Annotated in this window: 12 protein-coding genes, 1 tRNA gene and 1 pseudogene; all 14 read right to left on the bottom strand. The window is 58.2% G+C overall.

Features of this window, described 5'->3' with window-relative positions:
* The coding region (locus RTI28_RS29385) for an elongation factor Tu (protein WP_316923745.1) at nt 1-828 on the bottom strand (828 nt) is incomplete at its 3' end.
* 30 nt (nt 829-858) lie between these two features.
* Nucleotides 859-2,991 carry an elongation factor G gene (fusA, locus tag RTI28_RS29380; protein WP_316923744.1) on the bottom strand — a complete coding sequence of 711 codons (2,133 nt, stop codon included), beginning with the start codon at nt 2,989-2,991 and terminating at the stop codon, nt 859-861.
* 30 nt (nt 2,992-3,021) lie between these two features.
* Nucleotides 3,022-3,492 (bottom strand): 30S ribosomal protein S7, encoded by a 471-nt coding sequence (rpsG, locus tag RTI28_RS29375; protein WP_009397350.1) that lies wholly within the window; start codon nt 3,490-3,492, stop codon nt 3,022-3,024.
* A 114-nt stretch (nt 3,493-3,606) separates the two neighbouring features.
* Nucleotides 3,607-3,978 carry a 30S ribosomal protein S12 gene (gene rpsL, locus RTI28_RS29370; protein ID WP_003186084.1) on the bottom strand — a complete coding sequence of 124 codons (372 nt, stop codon included), beginning with the start codon at nt 3,976-3,978 and terminating at the stop codon, nt 3,607-3,609.
* A 212-nt stretch (nt 3,979-4,190) separates the two neighbouring features.
* Nucleotides 4,191-8,390 carry a DNA-directed RNA polymerase subunit beta' gene (rpoC, locus tag RTI28_RS29365; protein WP_316923743.1) on the bottom strand — a complete coding sequence of 1,400 codons (4,200 nt, stop codon included), beginning with the start codon at nt 8,388-8,390 and terminating at the stop codon, nt 4,191-4,193.
* A 65-nt stretch (nt 8,391-8,455) separates the two neighbouring features.
* Nucleotides 8,456-12,529 (bottom strand): DNA-directed RNA polymerase subunit beta, encoded by a 4,074-nt coding sequence (rpoB, locus tag RTI28_RS29360; protein WP_316923742.1) that lies wholly within the window; start codon nt 12,527-12,529, stop codon nt 8,456-8,458.
* 218 nt (nt 12,530-12,747) lie between these two features.
* Nucleotides 12,748-13,113, bottom strand: a complete 366-nt coding sequence (gene rplL, locus RTI28_RS29355; RefSeq protein WP_316923741.1) for a 50S ribosomal protein L7/L12 — start codon at nt 13,111-13,113, stop codon at nt 12,748-12,750.
* A 77-nt stretch (nt 13,114-13,190) separates the two neighbouring features.
* Nucleotides 13,191-13,691 carry a 50S ribosomal protein L10 gene (gene rplJ / locus RTI28_RS29350; protein ID WP_023628748.1) on the bottom strand — a complete coding sequence of 167 codons (501 nt, stop codon included), beginning with the start codon at nt 13,689-13,691 and terminating at the stop codon, nt 13,191-13,193.
* Between the two features lie 199 nt (nt 13,692-13,890).
* On the bottom strand, nt 13,891-14,586 hold the full coding sequence (gene rplA, locus RTI28_RS29345) for a 50S ribosomal protein L1 (protein WP_316923740.1): 696 nt from the start codon (nt 14,584-14,586) through the stop codon (nt 13,891-13,893).
* Entirely contained in the window at nt 14,586-15,017 is a 432-nt protein-coding gene (gene rplK, locus RTI28_RS29340) for a 50S ribosomal protein L11 (protein WP_009397375.1), read from the bottom strand. The genes rplA and rplK overlap by 1 nt, the downstream gene beginning before the upstream one ends.
* A gap of 117 nt (nt 15,018-15,134) precedes the next feature.
* On the bottom strand, nt 15,135-15,668 hold the full coding sequence (nusG, locus tag RTI28_RS29335) for a transcription termination/antitermination protein NusG (RefSeq protein WP_042123502.1): 534 nt from the start codon (nt 15,666-15,668) through the stop codon (nt 15,135-15,137).
* A 9-nt stretch (nt 15,669-15,677) separates the two neighbouring features.
* On the bottom strand, nt 15,678-16,046 hold the full coding sequence (secE, locus tag RTI28_RS29330) for a preprotein translocase subunit SecE (protein ID WP_316923739.1): 369 nt from the start codon (nt 16,044-16,046) through the stop codon (nt 15,678-15,680).
* A gap of 45 nt (nt 16,047-16,091) precedes the next feature.
* Nucleotides 16,092-16,167, bottom strand: a tRNA-Trp gene (locus tag RTI28_RS29325).
* A gap of 54 nt (nt 16,168-16,221) precedes the next feature.
* Nucleotides 16,222-16,529, bottom strand: a pseudogene (locus RTI28_RS29320) (elongation factor Tu); the annotation flags it as partial.

The raw sequence follows: 16,529 nt of genomic DNA, 5'->3' as shown, positions 1-16,529 counted from the left end.
CTCGCCAGCACGGCCTTCGTCCAGCAGCTTGCGGAACATTTCAACGCCGGTGCAGGTGGTCTTGACGGTGTCGCGCAGACCAACGATCTCGACTTCTTCCTGGATGCGAACGATGCCACGCTCAACACGACCGGTAACAACGGTACCGCGGCCGGAGATCGAGAACACGTCTTCGATCGGCATCAGGAACGGCTTGTCGATAGCACGCTCTGGCTCTGGGATGTAGCTGTCCAGGGTTTCAACCAGCTTCTTGACAGCGGTGGTGCCCAGTTCGTTGTCGTCCTGGCCGTTCAGGGCCATCAGAGCCGAACCAACGATGATCGGGGTGTCATCGCCTGGGAAGTCGTAGGTACTCAGCAGGTCGCGAACTTCCATCTCGACCAGTTCCAGCAGCTCTGCGTCGTCAACCATGTCAGCCTTGTTCAGGAAGACAACGATGTACGGTACGCCTACCTGACGGGACAGCAGGATGTGCTCACGGGTTTGTGGCATCGGACCATCGGCGGCCGAGCAAACCAGGATCGCGCCGTCCATCTGGGCAGCACCGGTGATCATGTTCTTGACGTAGTCGGCGTGGCCTGGGCAGTCAACGTGCGCGTAGTGACGTACGTTCGAGTCGTACTCCACGTGAGCGGTGTTGATGGTGATACCACGAGCCTTCTCTTCTGGAGCCGAGTCGATCTTGTCGAAGTCAACACGAGCCGAACCGAAAACTTCGGAGCAGACGCGGGTCAGAGCTGCGGTCAGAGTGGTTTTACCGTGGTCAACGTGACCGATGGTGCCAACGTTGACGTGCGGTTTGTTACGTTCGAATTTTTCTTTAGCCACGACAGTGAACCTCTTGCCTAAAGGGCTGGATTAGCCTTGTTTTTTAACGAGTGCTTCGACGATGTTCGACGGAGCTTCGGAGTACTTGGAGAATTCCATGGAGTAGCTCGCGCGACCCTGAGACATGGAACGAACGTCGGTTGCATAACCGAACATCTCTCCCAGCGGAACTTCAGCACGGATAACCTTGCCGGAAACCGAGTCTTCCATACCCTGGATCAGACCACGACGACGGTTCAGGTCACCCATCACGTCACCCATGTAGTCCTCTGGGGTTACCACTTCAACCTTCATGATCGGCTCAAGCACAACACCGCCACCCTTCTGGGCCAGCTGCTTGGTCGCCATGGAGGCTGCCACCTTGAACGCCATCTCGTTGGAGTCGACGTCGTGGTAGGAACCATCAAACACGGTTGCCTTCAGGCCGATCAGCGGATAGCCGGCGACAACGCCGTTCTTCATCTGCTCTTCGATACCCTTCTGGATTGCCGGGATGTATTCCTTAGGAACCACACCACCTACAACCTCGTTGACGAACTCCAGGCCCTCGGTGATGTTGCCCTTCTCGTCCACAGCAGGCTGCGAGAAGCGGATCCAGCAATGGCCGAACTGACCGCGACCACCGGACTGACGAACGAACTTGCCTTCGATCTCGACGTTGTCCTTGGTGATCTTCTCGCGGTACGAAACCTGCGGCTTGCCGATGTTGGCCTCGACGTTGAACTCGCGCTTCATGCGGTCAACGAGGATGTCCAGGTGCAGCTCACCCATACCGGAGATGATGGTCTGACCGGTTTCTTCATCGGTCTTGACGCGGAACGACGGGTCTTCCTGAGCCAGTTTGCCCAGAGCGATACCCATCTTTTCCTGGTCCTGCTTGGTTTTCGGCTCAACGGCAACCGAAATCACAGGCTCAGGGAAGTCCATACGCTCGAGGATGACAGGCTTGTCTGCGTCACACAGGGTGTCACCAGTGGTGACGTCCTTCATGCCGATCAGAGCCGCGATGTCGCCCGCGCGAACTTCTTTGATCTCTTCACGCTGGTTGGCGTGCATCTGCACCATACGACCAACGCGCTCTTTCTTGCCCTTGACCGAGTTGACCACGGAGTCGCCCGAGCTCAGGAAGCCCGAGTAGACGCGCACGAAAGTCAGGGTACCAACGAACGGGTCGGTGGCAATCTTGAACGCCAGAGCCGAGAACGGCTCGTCGTCGCTTGCGTGACGCTCGATTTTCGGTGCGTTTTCGTCTTCGACGTTGTCCGGGTGGATACCCTGGATTGCAGGGATCTCGGTCGGAGCAGGCAGGAAGTCGATAACAGCGTCGAGAACCAGAGGAACACCCTTGTTCTTGAAGGACGAACCGCAGACAGCCGGAACGATCTCGCTGGCCAGGGTGCGCGCACGCAGGCCTGCCTTGATCTCTTCGACAGTCAGCTCACCTTCTTCAAGGTACTTGTTCATCAGCTCTTCGTTGGCTTCAGCAGCGGCTTCGACCATATTGGCGCGCCATTCTTCAGCCAGCTCGAGCAGATCGGCAGGAATTTCTTCCTCGCGATAGGTAGTACCCTTGTCGTCGTCGTTCCAGTAGATGGCTTTCATCTTGATCAGGTCGACCTGACCCTGGAAGTTCTCTTCCGAACCGATAGCCAGTTGAACCGGTACCGGGGTGTGGCCCAGACGGTTCTTGATCTGACCAACGACGCGCAGGAAGTTGGCACCGGCACGGTCCATCTTGTTCACGTAGACAACACGTGGAACGCCGTACTTGTTGGCCTGACGCCATACGGTTTCGGACTGAGGCTCAACGCCGGAAGTACCGCAGAACACAACGACCGCGCCGTCGAGTACACGCAGCGAACGCTCTACTTCAATGGTGAAGTCAACGTGGCCGGGGGTATCGATGACGTTTACGCGGTAGTTGTCGTACTGACCACGGGAACCCTTCCAGAAGGTGGTAACAGCAGCGGAGGTAATGGTGATACCGCGCTCTTGCTCTTGCACCATCCAGTCGGTGGTCGCGGCGCCGTCGTGCACCTCGCCCATCTTGTGGCTCAGACCTGTGTAGAACAGGATCCGCTCGGTAGTGGTAGTCTTGCCCGCGTCAACGTGAGCACAGATACCGATGTTACGGTAGCGGTTAATTGCTGTAGTACGAGCCATAAAGCCCTCGCAAAAAGATTGATGCTTGAATTAGAAGCGGTAGTGCGAGAAAGCCTTGTTGGCTTCAGCCATACGGTGCACGTCTTCACGCTTCTTGACTGCAGCACCCTTGCCTTCAGCAGCATCCAGCAGTTCGCCAGCCAGGCGCAGCGCCATGGACTTCTCGCCGCGCTTGCGGGCGAAGTCTACCAGCCAGCGCATTGCCAGCGCGTTACGACGGGATGGACGAACTTCAACAGGAACCTGGTAAGTAGCACCGCCAACACGGCGCGACTTCACTTCGACCAGCGGAGCGATGGCGTCGAGAGCTTTCTCGAAGATTTCCAGGGGATCGCTGTTCTTGCGTGCTTTGACGGTATCCAGAGCACCGTAAACGATGCGCTCGGCTACGGCCTTCTTGCCGCTTTCCATCACGTGGTTCATGAACTTGGCGAGGATCTGGCTTCCGTATTTCGGATCGTCCAGGATCTCACGCTTGGCTGCTACACGACGTCTTGGCATTGATAAGCCCTCAAACGGTCTTCAGGTTAGCCCGGGACATCCAACTCAGGGAGTTTGCGCCCGACCTTACTCTTATCGACTCAATAAAATGAATGAACTACTGCAAACGACCGATTACTTCGGACGCTTGGTACCGTACTTCGAACGACCCTGGTTACGGCCTTTGACGCCGGAGGTATCCAGAGAGCCGCGAACGGTGTGGTAACGAACACCTGGCAAGTCTTTTACACGGCCGCCACGGATCAGGACGACGCTGTGCTCTTGCAGGTTGTGGCCTTCACCACCGATGTACGAGGAAACCTCGAAACCGTTGGTCAGACGCACACGGCATACTTTACGCAGTGCCGAGTTAGGTTTTTTCGGCGTAGTGGTGTACACGCGGGTGCACACGCCACGACGTTGCGGGCAGTTCTGCAGCGCAGGAACGTCGGATTTCTCGACGATACGCTTACGCGGCTGACGTACCAGCTGGTTGATAGTTGCCATCTACTAGCTCCACTGATTGTCTTGCGACGCTATTGTCTTGCAAGAAAAGCAAAAATTGGCAGGACGGAGCCCTACCAAATTTAGGGGTACAAGAGTCTAAAGAGGATCTTGTACTCAGTCAAGACAAGGCCCCGACCCGACCACCCCGATCATCGGCGACAAATGATGTCGCCGACTTTCGAAGCAGTTGCGCCGGGGCCCTACCCTGCCTGTCAGTTACCGCTGGAGTTCAGCGCTTCGGTCAGTGCGGCTTCCACCTCACTGGCGCTTACACGCAGCGGCTTGTCGGCATCACGGCGACGCTTGCGCTCGCTGTGGTATGCCAGACCGGTACCGGCCGGGATCAGACGACCCACGACCACGTTTTCCTTCAGGCCGCGCAGGTAGTCGCGCTTGCCGGTTACCGCCGCTTCGGTCAGAACGCGGGTGGTCTCCTGGAAGGAGGCCGCCGAGATGAACGACTCGGTGGACAGCGAGGCCTTGGTGATACCGAGCAGTACGCGCGAGAACTTCGACACGAACTTGTCGTCGGCTGCCAGGCGCTCGTTTTCGACCAGCACCTGGGTCAGCTCCATCTGGTCACCCTTGATGAAGCTGGAATCACCCGACTCGGCGATCTCAACTTTACGCAGCATCTGACGCAGGATGGTCTCGATGTGCTTGTCGTTGATCTTCACGCCTTGCAGACGGTAAACGTCCTGGATCTCGTTGACGATGTACTTGGCCAGCGCGCTCACACCCAGCAGACGCAGGATGTCGTGCGGATCGCTCGGACCGTCGGAGATGACTTCGCCGCGGTTCACTTGTTCGCCTTCGAAGACGTTCAGGTGACGCCACTTCGGAATCAGCTCCTCGTACGGATCGCTGCCATCGTTCGGGGTGATGACCAGACGACGCTTGCCCTTGGTCTCCTTGCCGAACGCGATGGTGCCGCTGACTTCCGCCAGGATCGACGCTTCTTTCGGACGACGCGCTTCGAACAGGTCGGCAACGCGCGGCAGACCACCGGTGATGTCACGGGTCTTCGACGTTTCTTGCGGGATACGCGCGATAACGTCACCAACGCCGATCTGGGCACCGTCAGCCACACCGACCAGGGCGTTGGCCGGCAGGAAGTACTGGGCCGGTACGTCAGTACCCGGCAGCAGCAGGTCCTTGCCGTTGGCGTCGACCATCTTGATTGCAGGACGAATTTCCTTGCCTGCAGCCGGACGATCCTTGACGTCCAACACCTCGATGTTGGTCAGACCGGTCAGTTCGTCGGTCTGGCGCTTGATGGTGATGCCTTCTTCCATGCCCACGAAGGTCACGGTACCTTTCATTTCGGTAACGATCGGGTGGGTGTGCGGGTCCCACTTGGCGACGATGGCGCCAGCGTCGACCTTCTCACCTTCCTTGACCGAAATCACCGCACCGTAAGGCAGCTTGTAGCGCTCACGCTCACGACCGAATTCGTCGGCAATGGCCAGCTCGCCGGAACGCGATACCGCGACCAGGTTGCCGTCGGCGCGCTCGACCTGCTTCAGGTTGTGCAGACGGACCATACCGCCGTTCTTCACCTGGACGCTGTCGGCAGCCGAGGTACGGCTTGCCGCACCACCGATGTGGAACGTACGCATGGTCAGCTGGGTACCCGGCTCACCGATCGACTGTGCAGCGATAACGCCGACAGCTTCACCGATGTTCACCTGGTGACCACGAGCCAGGTCGCGGCCATAGCACTTGGCGCAGATGCCGTAGCGGGTTTCGCAGTTGATCGGCGAACGCACGACCACTTCGTCGATACTGTTCAGCTCGATGAACTCGACCCACTTCTCGTCGACCAGGGTACCGGCCGGAACGATCACGTCGTCGGTGCCTGGCTTGAACACGTCACGGGCGATTACACGACCCAGAACACGCTCACCCAGAGGCTCTACAACGTCGCCGCCTTCGATGTGCGGAGTCATCAGCAGGCCTTGCTCGGTACCGCAGTCGATCTCGGTCACGACCAGGTCCTGGGCAACGTCTACCAGACGACGGGTCAGGTAACCGGAGTTCGCGGTTTTCAACGCGGTATCCGCCAGACCTTTACGAGCACCGTGGGTCGAGATGAAGTACTGGAGTACGCTCAGACCTTCACGGAAGTTCGCGGTAATCGGCGTCTCGATGATGGAGCCGTCCGGCTTCGCCATCAGACCACGCATACCGGCCAGCTGACGAATCTGGGCAGCCGAACCCCGGGCACCGGAGTCAGCCATCATGTACATGGAGTTGAAGGACTCCTGCTCGACTTCCTTGCCCTCGCGGTCGATGACCTTCTCTTTCGAGAGGTTGGCCATCATCGCCTTGGACACTTCGTCGTTCGCCTTCGACCACAAGTCGATGACCTTGTTGTACTTCTCGCCCTGGGTTACCAGGCCGGAGGCGTACTGGCTCTCGATTTCCTTCACTTCGTCGGTAGCGGTACCGATGATGCGAGCCTTCTCGTCCGGGATGACGAAGTCGTTCACACCGATCGAAACGCCGGAAATGGTCGAGTAGGCAAAACCGGTGTACATCAGCTGGTCAGCGAAGATCACGGTCTCCTTCAGACCAACCACGCGGTAGCACTGGTTGATCAGCTTGGAGATCGCCTTCTTCTTCATAGGCTGGTTGACCACGTCGTACGACAGGCCGGCCGGCACTACCTGGAACAGCAGCGCACGGCCGACGGTGGTGTCGACGATGCGGGTGTTCTTGACGATGCCGCCATCGCGCTCTTTCACGGTCTCGTTGATACGGACCTTGATCTTCGCGTGCAGGGCAGCTTCGCCGGCGCGGAATACGCGGTCGACTTCCTGCAGGTCGGCGAACACGCGACCTTCGCCCTTGGCGTTGATGGCTTCACGGGTCATGTAGTACAGACCCAGTACCACGTCCTGCGACGGAACGATGATCGGCTCACCGTTGGCTGGCGACAGGATGTTGTTGGTCGACATCATCAGCGCGCGCGCTTCCAGCTGGGCTTCCAGCGTCAGCGGCACGTGCACGGCCATCTGGTCACCGTCGAAGTCGGCGTTGTACGCGGCGCAGACCAGCGGGTGCAGCTGGATCGCCTTGCCTTCGATCAGAACCGGCTCGAACGCCTGGATACCCAGACGGTGGAGGGTCGGTGCACGGTTGAGCAGTACGGGGTGTTCGCGAATCACTTCGGCGAGAACGTCCCACACCTCTGGCAGCTCACGCTCGACCATCTTCTTGGCAGCCTTGATGGTGGTCGCCAGACCACGCATTTCCAGCTTGCCGAAAATGAACGGCTTGAACAGCTCGAGGGCCATCTTCTTCGGCAGACCGCACTGGTGCAGACGCAGGGTCGGACCTACGGTAATTACCGAACGGCCGGAGTAGTCAACACGCTTACCGAGCAGGTTCTGACGGAAACGACCCTGTTTACCCTTGATCATGTCGGCCAGGGATTTCAGAGGACGCTTGTTCGAACCGGTGATTGCACGACCACGGCGACCGTTGTCGAGCAGGGCGTCGACCGCTTCCTGCAGCATGCGCTTTTCGTTGCGCACGATGATGTCCGGCGCGGACAGATCGAGCAGGCGCTTCAGACGGTTGTTACGGTTGATCACCCGACGATACAGGTCGTTCAGGTCGGAAGTCGCGAAGCGACCGCCATCCAGCGGAACCAGAGGACGCAGATCTGGCGGCAGAACCGGCAGAACGGTCAGGACCATCCACTCAGGCAGGTTGCCCGAACCCTGGAAGGCCTCCATCAGCTTCAGACGCTTGGACAGCTTCTTGATCTTGGTTTCCGAGTTGGTCTGCGGGATTTCCTCGCGCAGGCGGCCGATCTCGTGCTCCAGGTCGATAGCGTGCAGCAGCTCGCGGACAGCCTCGGCACCCATGCGGGCGTCGAAGTCGTCACCGAACTCCTCCAGCGCTTCGAAGTACTGCTCGTCGTTCAGCAGCTGACCTTTTTCCAGGGTGGTCATGCCCGGGTCGATAACGACGTAGCTCTCGAAGTAGAGAACGCGCTCGATATCACGCAGGGTCATGTCCATCAGCAGGCCGATACGGGACGGCAGGGACTTCAGGAACCAGATGTGGGCAACCGGCGAAGCCAGTTCGATGTGCGCCATGCGCTCACGACGAACCTTGGCCAGGGCGACTTCGACGCCGCATTTCTCGCAGATCACGCCACGGTGCTTCAGGCGCTTGTACTTACCGCACAGGCACTCGTAGTCCTTGACTGGGCCAAAGATCTTGGCGCAGAACAGACCGTCACGCTCAGGTTTGAACGTACGGTAGTTGATGGTTTCCGGCTTTTTAACTTCACCGAACGACCACGAACGGATCATCTCAGGCGAGGCCAGTCCGATACGGATGGCGTCGAACTCTTCGACTTGACCCTGGTTTTTCAGCAAATTCAGTAGGTCTTTCAAGGCCTTTCCTCCTGGCGGAGCAGGGAGCGCGCTGCCTCAGCCGCGCTCCCGATTCGCGTCACGTGTTATTCGGTTTCCAGATCGATATCGATACCGAGCGAACGGATCTCTTTGATCAACACGTTGAAGGACTCGGGCATGCCCGGCTCCATACGGTGATCGCCGTCCACGATGTTCTTGTACATCTTGGTCCGGCCGTTCACGTCGTCCGACTTCACTGTGAGCATTTCTTGCAGGGTGTATGCCGCGCCGTATGCTTCCAGCGCCCACACTTCCATCTCCCCGAAACGCTGACCACCGAACTGCGCCTTACCACCCAGCGGCTGCTGGGTAACCAGGCTGTAAGAACCAGTGGAACGCGCGTGCATCTTGTCGTCCACCAAGTGGTTCAGCTTGAGCATGTACATGTAACCAACGGTCACTGGACGCTCGAACTTGTTGCCGGTACGACCGTCGAACAGCTCCATCTGGCCGCTTTCCGGCATGTCCGCCAGTTTCAGCATGGCCTTGATTTCACGCTCTTTGGCACCGTCGAAGACCGGGGTAGCCATCGGCACGCCCTTCTTCAGGTTGTTCGCCAGCTCGAAGATTTCCTGGTCGGTGAACGACTCCAGGTTCTCCTGACGACCGCCGATCTCGTTGTAGATTTCGGTCAGGAAGCCACGCAGTTCGGCGGCCTTGCGCTGCTCTTCGAGCATGCGGTTGATCTTCTCGCCCAGTCCCTTGGCCGCCAGGCCCAGGTGGGTTTCAAGGATCTGACCGACGTTCATACGCGAAGGTACGCCCAGCGGGTTGAGGACCACGTCGACCGGAGTACCGTTGGCGTCGTGCGGCATGTCTTCGACCGGCATGATCACCGAGACCACACCCTTGTTACCGTGACGACCGGCCATCTTGTCGCCCGGCTGGATGCGACGACGGATTGCCAGGTAGACCTTGACGATCTTCAGTACGCCCGGTGCCAGGTCATCGCCCTGCTGCAGCTTGCGCTTCTTGTCTTCGAACTTGTCGTCCAGCAGACGGCGGCGATCAACGATGTAGGCCTGAGCCTTTTCCAGCTGCTCGTTCAGCGCGTCTTCGGCCATGCGCAGTTTGAACCACTGGCCGTGCTCCAGACCGTTCAGGACTTCGTCGGTGATCACGGTGCCTTTCTTCAGGCCCGCGCCGCCGTCGACCACCTGGCCGTTCAGAGCCGAACGCAGACGCTCGAAGGTCGCGCCTTCGACGATGCGGAACTCTTCGTTGAGGTCCTTGCGGATCTCGTCCAGCTGCATCTTCTCGATGGACAGCGCACGGCTGTCGCGCTCGACGCCATCACGGGTGAAGACCTGTACGTCGATGACGGTGCCCTTGGTGCCGGTCGGCACGCGCAGGGAGGTGTCTTTGACGTCGCTGGCCTTCTCACCGAAGATCGCGCGCAGCAGTTTTTCTTCCGGAGTCAGCTGGGTTTCGCCTTTTGGCGTGACCTTGCCGACCAGGATGTCGCCGGCGCCGACTTCGGCACCCACGTAGACGATACCGGCTTCGTCCAGCTTGTTCAGCGCAGCCTCACCCACGTTCGGGATGTCCGCGGTGATTTCCTCTGGGCCAAGCTTGGTGTCACGGGCCACACAGGTCAGTTCCTGGATGTGGATCGTGGTGAAGCGGTCTTCCTGAACCACACGCTCGGACAGGCAGATGGAGTCTTCGAAGTTGAAGCCGTTCCACGCCATGAACGCGATGCGCATGTTCTGACCCAGCGCCAGTTCACCCATGTCGGTGGACGGGCCGTCGGCCATGATGTCACCGCGCTGTACCACATCACCCTTGTTCACCAGCGGACGCTGGTTGATGCAGGTGTTCTGGTTGGAACGGGTGTACTTGGTCAGGTTGTAGATGTCGACACCGGCTTCACCGGTTTCGACTTCGTCATCAGCAACGCGAACGACGATACGGCTGGCATCGACGGAGTCGATCACGCCACCACGACGAGCCACGACGCAGACGCCGGAGTCACGGGCAACGTTGCGCTCCATGCCGGTACCTACCAGCGGCTTGTCGGCACGCAGGGTCGGTACAGCCTGACGCTGCATGTTCGAACCCATCAACGCACGGTTGGCGTCGTCGTGCTCGAGGAACGGAATCAGCGACGCTGCGACCGAAACTACCTGCTTCGGCGAAACGTCCATCAGGGTCACGTCTTCTGGTGCCTTGACGGTGAATTCGTTCAGGTGACGAACAGCTACCAGCTCATCGACCAGCTGCTTCTTCTCGTTCATCGTGGCCGAAGCCTGGGCGATGACGTGATCCGCTTCTTCGATCGCCGACAGGAACACGATGTCGTCGGTGACCACGCCTTCCTTCACCACGCGGTACGGGCTTTCCAGGAAGCCGTACTGGTTGGTGCGGGCATAGGCCGCGAGGGAGTTGATCAGACCGATGTTCGGACCTTCAGGAGTCTCGATCGGGCAGACGCGACCGTAGTGAGTCGGGTGTACGTCACGGACTTCGAAGCCAGCGCGCTCACGGGTCAGACCACCTGGGCCGAGTGCGGAGACGCGGCGCTTGTGGGTGATTTCGGAGAGCGGGTTGTTCTGGTCCATGAACTGCGAGAGCTGGCTGGAACCGAAGAACTCCTTCACCGCCGCCGCAACCGGCTTGGCGTTGATCAGGTCCTGCGGCATCAGTCCTTCGCTTTCGGCCATCGACAGACGTTCCTTGACCGCGCGCTCGACGCGCACCAGGCCAACACGGAACTGGTTCTCGGCCATCTCGCCGACGCAACGCACGCGACGGTTACCCAGGTGGTCGATGTCGTCGACGATGCCCTTGCCGTTACGGATGTCGACCAGGGTCTTCAGAACCTCGACGATGTCTTCCTTGCTCAGCACGCCCGAACCTTCGATCTCGGAGCGACCGATACGACGGTTGAACTTCATGCGGCCAACAGCGGACAGATCGTAACGCTCGGCACTGAAGAACAGGTTGTTGAACAGGGTCTCGGCGGCGTCCTTGGTTGGCGGCTCGCCTGGACGCATCATGCGGTAGATCTCGACCAGAGCCTCCAGCTGGTTGCTGGTGGAGTCGATCTTCAGGGTATCCGAGATGAACGGACCGCAGTCGATGTCGTTGGTGTACAGGGTCTCGATGCGGACGACCTGAGCCTTGGCGATCTTGATCAGCAGATCGGTGGTCAGCTCGGTGTTGCATTCGGCCAGAATCTCGCCGGTAGCCGGGTGCACGATCGCCTTGGCGGTGGTGCGGCCCAGGACGTACTCCATCGGGACGTCCAGCTGCTTGACGCCAGCTTTCTCGATCTGGTTGATGTGACGTGCAGTGATACGACGACCCTGCTCGACGATGACCTTGCCGGTCTCGTCCTGGATGTCCATCACCGCGACCTCACCACGCAGGCGCTGCGGAACCAGCTCCAGGCTCAGCTTCTGGTCGCCCAGGTGGAAGACGTTGGTGGTGTAGAAGGCGTTCAGAACCTCTTCGGTGCTGTAGCCCAGCGCGCGCAGCAGAACCGAGGCCGGCAGTTTGCGGCGACGGTCGATACGGACGAATACGCAGTCTTTCGGGTCGAACTCGAAGTCCAGCCACGAACCGCGGTAAGGAATGATACGTGCCGAGTACAGCAGTTTGCCGGAGCTGTGGGTCTTGCCACGGTCGTGGTCGAAGAACACACCTGGCGAGCGGTGCAACTGGGAAACGATCACACGCTCGGTACCGTTGATAACGAAGGTACCGTTTTCAGTCATCAGGGGGATTTCACCCATGTAGACTTCTTGCTCCTTGATGTCCTTGATCGCTTTGTTCGACGATTCTTTGTCGAAAATGATCAGGCGCACTTTCACCCGCAGCGGAACGGCATAGGTCACGCCACGCAGCACGCACTCTTTGACATCAAACGCCGGCTCGCCCAGACGATAGCCAACGTACTCCAGGGCAGCATTGCCGGAGTAGCTGATGATCGGGAAAACCGACTTGAAGGCCGCATGCAGACCGACGTCACGGAACTGATCCTTGGTCGCTCCTGCCTGCAGGAATTCACGATAAGAATCCAGCTGGATGGCCAGGAGGTAAGGCACATCCATGACGTCCGGCAACTTGCTAAAGTCCTTGCGGATACGTTTTTTCTCAGTGTATGAGTAAGCCATCAGCGTTCCCCAGCTTGGTCACCTGCTTGTTTGGCTCCCCCCGGCGGGAGTAGCCAGAAAATCGTGCAAACCCCATGGTTTGCGCCACCGATCGTGGTGGATAGTGCTCGTTATCGGCGTCGACCCGGTCAACTGCCAATAACGGAAAAAGGCCGGTGGCAAGAGCCACCAGCCTCAGCCGTTTGCTTAACGCTCGGGCTGGAGTCGCAAGGTCGAAATTACTTGATTTCGACTTTAGCGCCTGCTTCTTCCAGCTTCTTCTTCGCGTCTTCAGCGGCTTCTTTCGAAACGCCTTCCAGCAGAACCTGAGGAGCGCCGTCGACTTTCTCTTTGGCTTCTTTCAGACCCAGACCGGTCAGTTCACGAACAGCCTTGATCGCGTTGACTTTCTTCTCACCGGCTTCGGCCAGAACAACGTTGAACTCGGTTTGCTCTTCAACAACGGCAGCGGCAGCAGCTGGGCCGGCAGCGGCAACAGCAGCGGTAACACCGAAGGTTTCTTCCATTGCTTTGATCAGCTCAACAATTTCCAGAACGGTTTTCTGGCCGATTGCTTCGATGATTTGTTCGTTAGTCAGAGACATGACTTCAATCCTGTATTGGGGTGACAGCCTACGCAGCCATCAAATTAAACGTATGAGTTGAAAGGAGTTTCCGCGCCTCAGGCAGCGGTAGCTTCTTTCTGGTCGCGAATGGCTGCCAGGGTGCGGGCCAGCTTGCTGGTAGCGCCTTGGATAACGCTCATCAGCTTCGCGATGGCTTCGTCGCGGGTCGGCAGGGTAGCCAACACGTCGATCTGGTTCGCTGCAATGAACTTGCCGTCAAACGCAGCTGCCTTGATCTCGAACTTGTCCTGACCCTTGGCGAACTCTTTGAACAGACGGGCAGCAGCGCCCGGGTGTTCGTTGGAGAAGGCAATCAGGGTCGGGCCGGTGAAGGCGTCGTTGAGGACACTGAATTCAGTGTCAGCAACAGCGCGCTTGAGCAGGGTGTTACGTACGACACGTACGTAAACGCCAGCTTCACGAGCCTCTTTACGGAGTCCGGTCATTGCGCCTACAGTCACACCACGGGCATCGGCCACGACAGCGGACAGAGCGACTTTGGCAGCCTCGTTGACTTCAGCGACGATGGCCTTCTTGTCTTCGAGTTTAATTGCCACGGGTTTACTCCTGGTTTTTACCGTTTCATCCGGCCGAGGCCAGATGTCGTTTTGGTGTCTGATTCGGTAACGAATCGGGAGCACCATCTGCGTAGGCTTGAGGTTTAAGGCTTGCGCCGCCTACGGTCTTGGATAGCCCCCGCCAGGCAGGGACCCCAATTTTTTCAACGACGGGGTGATCGCTCACCCCAGCGTTTTCTTAAGCGTTCAGCGAGCTCTGGTCGATGACCAGACCTGGGCCCATGGTGGTGCTCAGGGTAACGCGCTTGACGTAGATACCTTTCGAAGAAGCAGGCTTGATACGCTTCAGGTCAGCGATCAGGGCTTCAACGTTTTCCTTCAGCTTGACGGCTTCGAAGCCGACCTTGCCAACGGAAGTGTGAATGATACCGTTTTTGTCGGTGCGGTAACGAACCTGACCGGCCTTGGCGTTTTTGACAGCGTTGGCGACGTCTGGAGTTACGGTGCCGACTTTCGGGTTAGGCATCAGGCCGCGAGGACCCAGAACCTGACCCAGTTGACCTACAACGCGCATGGCATCCGGGGAAGCGATGACAACGTCGTAGTTCAGGTCGCCGCCTTTCATTTCGGCAGCCAGATCGTCCATACCTACGCGGTCAGCGCCGGCAGCCAGAGCGGCTTCAGCAGCTGGACCCTGGGTGAAGACGGCAACACGTACGGTCTTGCCAGTGCCGTGTGGCAGCACGGTAGCGCTACGAACGACCTGGTCGGATTTACGTGGGTCAACGCCGAGGTTGACGGCAACGTCGAAGGATTCGGTGAACTTCACGGCGGACAGTTCAGCCAGCAGGGTTGCTGCTTCTTCGAAGTTGTAGAATTTGCCCGCTTCAACTTTAGAAGCGATGGCCTTTTGGCGCTTGGTCAGCTTAGCCATTACACACCCTCCACGTTGAGGCCCATGCTGCGAGCAGAACCGGCGATGGTACGCACGGCTGCATCCAGGTCAGCAGCGGTCAGATCGGCAGACTTGGTCTTGGCGATCTCTTCCAGCTGAGCACGGGTCACAGTACCGACTTTGACGGTGTTCGGACGAGCCGAACCGCTGGTCAGGCCGGCGGCCTTCTTCAGCAGAACCGAAGCAGGGGTGCTTTTGGTTTCGAAAGTGAAGCTGCGGTCACTGTAGACAGTGATGATCACAGGAGTCGGCAGACCTGGCTCTTGACCCTGAGTACGGGCGTTGAAGGCCTTGCAGAATTCCATGATGTTCACACCGTGTTGACCCAGTGCTGGACCAACGGGTGGGCTTGGGTTGGCCTGGCCGGCCTTAACTTGCAGCTTGATGTAAGCCTGAATCTTCTTAGCCATGAGCTACTCCAATATCGGGTACGAACGCCAGAAGGCTCCCCGGTTTACTTACGTTTTATCCCAGTGACGAAAAAACCCCGCAGCGCAGGGCTGCGGGGTATGGGATGCTTCGCTCAACTAGACCTTTTCGACCTGGCTGAACTCGAGCTCTACCGGGGTAGAGCGACCGAAAATGAGCACTGCAACCTGCAGGCGGCTCTTCTCGTAGTTGACCTCTTCGACGGTGCCGTTGAAATCGGCAAACGGACCATCGATGACACGAACCACTTCACCTGGTTCGAACAGGGTCTTCGGCTTCGGCTTGTCGCTACCGTCAGCCACACGACGCAGGATGGCATCAGCCTCTTTGTCGGTGATTGGGGCCGGCTTGTCTGCCGTGCCACCAATGAAGCCCATCACACGAGGAGTGTCCTTGACCAAGTGCCAAGTACCCTCGTTCATTTCCATCTGCACCAGCACATAGCCAGGGAAGAACTTGCGCTCGCTTTTGCGCTTCTGGCCGTTACGCATTTCAACCACTTCTTCAGTGGGGACCAGAATTTCGCCGAAGCCGTCTTCCATGCCTGCCAGCTTCACACGCTCGATCAGCGAGCGCATTACATGCTTCTCGTAGCCCGAGTAAGCATGAACAACATACCAACGCTTAGCCACAGGACACCCTTAGCCAACAATCAAGGAAATCAACCAGCCGAGCAGGGAATCAAGCCCCCACAACAGCAGCGCCATGACCAGAACCACAGCTACTACGATGAGCGTGGTTTGAGTAGTCTCTTGGCGGGTTGGCCATACGACCTTACGGATCTCGGTGCGAGCTTCCTTAGCCAACGCAAAGAACGACTTACCCTTCACGGTCTGCAGCGCAACGAAGGCAGCAACAGCACCGAGAGCCAGCAAGGCGATTACGCGGTACAGGATTGGCGACGCAGAATAGTACTGGTTACCAACGACCCCAACGACCACCAAGGCAACAACAGCAAGCCACTTGAGCAGATCAAAACGAGAGTCTTGGGCTTCAGACTTGGAAGTCATAACGGAAGGATCCTGTGAAAAGAAAGCCAGATACACGAGAGAATCTGGCAGGTCAGGAGGGAATCGAACCCCCAACCTACGGTTTTGGAGACCGTCGCTCTGCCAATTGAGCTACTGACCTAAAAGCTTAATCAGGCCGGCCAATATACCGGCCTGATAGAGATAAATCAACTACTTATTCGATGATCTTTGCTACGACGCCGGCGCCGACGGTACGACCGCCTTCACGGATGGCGAAACGCAGACCATCTTCCATCGCGATGGTTTTGATCAGGGTAACAGTCATCTGAATGTTATCGCCTGGCATAACCATTTCTACGCCTTCCGGCAGTTCGCAGTTACCGGTCACGTCAGTGGTACGGAAGTAGAACTGTGGACGGTAGCCTTTGAAGAACGGAGTGTGACGACCGCCTTCTTCCTTGCTCAGAACGTAGACTTCTGCGGTGAACTTGGTGTGCGGCTTGACCGAACCTGGCTTGGCCA

It is taken from the genome of Pseudomonas sp. zfem002 (assembly GCF_032621685.1).
In the GTDB taxonomy this organism is placed as follows: domain Bacteria; phylum Pseudomonadota; class Gammaproteobacteria; order Pseudomonadales; family Pseudomonadaceae; genus Aquipseudomonas; species Aquipseudomonas japonica.
Note: the sequence above shows the minus strand (reverse complement) of the source record. Positions and strands in the feature narration are given on the sequence as shown.

Bases quoted from the DNA above. Each gene is read 5' to 3' on its own strand.
- rpoB (WP_316923742.1), bottom strand. From the start codon at position 12,529: ATGGCTTACTCATACACTGAGAAAAAACGTATCCGCAAGGACTTTAGC.
- secE (WP_316923739.1), bottom strand. From the start codon at position 16,046: ATGACTTCCAAGTCTGAAGCCCAAGACTCTCGTTTTGATCTGCTCAAG.
- rplK (WP_009397375.1), bottom strand. From the start codon at position 15,017: ATGGCTAAGAAGATTCAGGCTTACATCAAGCTGCAAGTTAAGGCCGGC.
- rpsL (WP_003186084.1), bottom strand. From the start codon at position 3,978: ATGGCAACTATCAACCAGCTGGTACGTCAGCCGCGTAAGCGTATCGTC.
- rplA (WP_316923740.1), bottom strand. From the start codon at position 14,586: ATGGCTAAGCTGACCAAGCGCCAAAAGGCCATCGCTTCTAAAGTTGAA.
- rplL (WP_316923741.1), bottom strand. From the start codon at position 13,113: ATGTCTCTGACTAACGAACAAATCATCGAAGCAATCGGCCAGAAAACC.
- rpsG (WP_009397350.1), bottom strand. From the start codon at position 3,492: ATGCCAAGACGTCGTGTAGCAGCCAAGCGTGAGATCCTGGACGATCCG.
- fusA (WP_316923744.1), bottom strand. From the start codon at position 2,991: ATGGCTCGTACTACAGCAATTAACCGCTACCGTAACATCGGTATCTGT.